At 39.8% G+C, this 1308-nt stretch carries 2 protein-coding genes; both read right to left on the bottom strand.

All coding sequences use genetic code 11. The features are described from left to right. Positions 1–465: 465 nt before the first annotated feature. On the bottom strand, positions 466–1071 hold the full coding sequence (locus F6K38_RS42215; protein ID WP_287360833.1) for a pentapeptide repeat-containing protein: 606 nt from the start codon (positions 1069–1071) through the stop codon (positions 466–468). A 29-nt stretch (positions 1072–1100) separates the two neighbouring features. Then, the coding region (locus F6K38_RS42210) for a hypothetical protein (protein WP_287360830.1) at positions 1101–1308 on the bottom strand (208 nt) is incomplete at its 5' end.

The raw sequence follows: 1308 nt of genomic DNA, 5'->3' as shown, positions 1-1308 counted from the left end.
ACAATGGTGGCCACCTAGAAATCATGGCTGCTTCCCCTGAACATTAACGTTTTAAAAACGTGATGGATCGCTTTGTTTAAAGCTTAGCTTAAGCATTGAAAATTAGGAGTTTTTTTTAGGTTAAAATACCTTTATAAGTCCCGAAATTATTGTTGATAAACCTGATTTATGTTATTAATAACAAGGTTATTGATGGTTAAAGGTTAACCGTTTGACTGTTATTGGATATAGCTAATGAAATTAGTGTCGAATTACCAGTTAGGTAAATTAGGCGATCGCTCTTTTTTAATACAGATAAATTACCAGTCGAATTACCAGTTAGGTAAATTAGGCGATCGCTCTTTTTTAATACAGATAAATTACCAGTCGAATTACCAGTTAGGTAAATTAGGCGATCGCTCTTTTTTAATACACATAACTGGTAATATTTCAAGAACTAATTTCAGAGGGTTCACCTGAGAAATTCTAAAAAATTGCTCCTCTTTGAATTAGCTCAAGCTTGGTGGATTCATCAATTCCTACAATATATGCGAATCGGGCATTTTTGACTTTAGCATCACTGAGCTTGGCACCATTAAGGTTAGCACCACTAAGGTTAGCACCACTGAGGTTAGTACCACTGAGGTTAGTACCACTGAGGTTGGCAGCAATCAGGTTAGCACGAATCAAGTTAGCACCACTGAGGTCCGCATCACTCAGCTTAGGACGAATCAAGTCCGCACCACTCAAATCGGCACCACTCAGGTCGGCACCCCTCAAGTCCGCATCACATAGGTTAGCACCACTGAGCTTGGTATCACTGAGGTCCGCATCACTGAGGTCTACACCCCTCAAATCTCGACCCACAGCTCCAGCCCTGGCAATCTCTGCCACTAGACGCCATTTATGATCAAGCTTGCTATTGTCTTTATCATCTGACCTTTCGTTCAAAATTTGAATATCTTTAATAGGAAAACCGCTTAATTCTTTTAGGTCTTCGGATTTTATTCGAGCTTCAAGCCGTTCGATAGCTTCTTGAGAGGATATCTGAAAAGTTTTTTGATACTGAATTTTGCCCCCCTGACCCCCCAACTTTGGGGGGAACAAGAGTCAATTTGCTTCTAAAAGTCCCCCAGAATTGGGGGATTTAGGGGGCTTGGATGTAGCAAATGAGACTTCTCAGACAACCTCTGAGACCCCTTTAAGATTAAGCGGCTTGGTTTGATATCAATAATGTTGATCGTGTATCCTGAAGATTGTTGTAAAATAGATTCAATCAGTTTTGAAGGTTGAACTGAATTTATATCTCCTTCTAATACAAGAACAGCT

Source organism: Moorena sp. SIO3B2 (genome assembly GCF_010692525.1).
Taxonomy (GTDB): Bacteria; Cyanobacteriota; Cyanobacteriia; order Cyanobacteriales; family Coleofasciculaceae; genus Moorena; species Moorena producens.
Note: the sequence above shows the minus strand (reverse complement) of the source record. Positions and strands in the feature narration are given on the sequence as shown.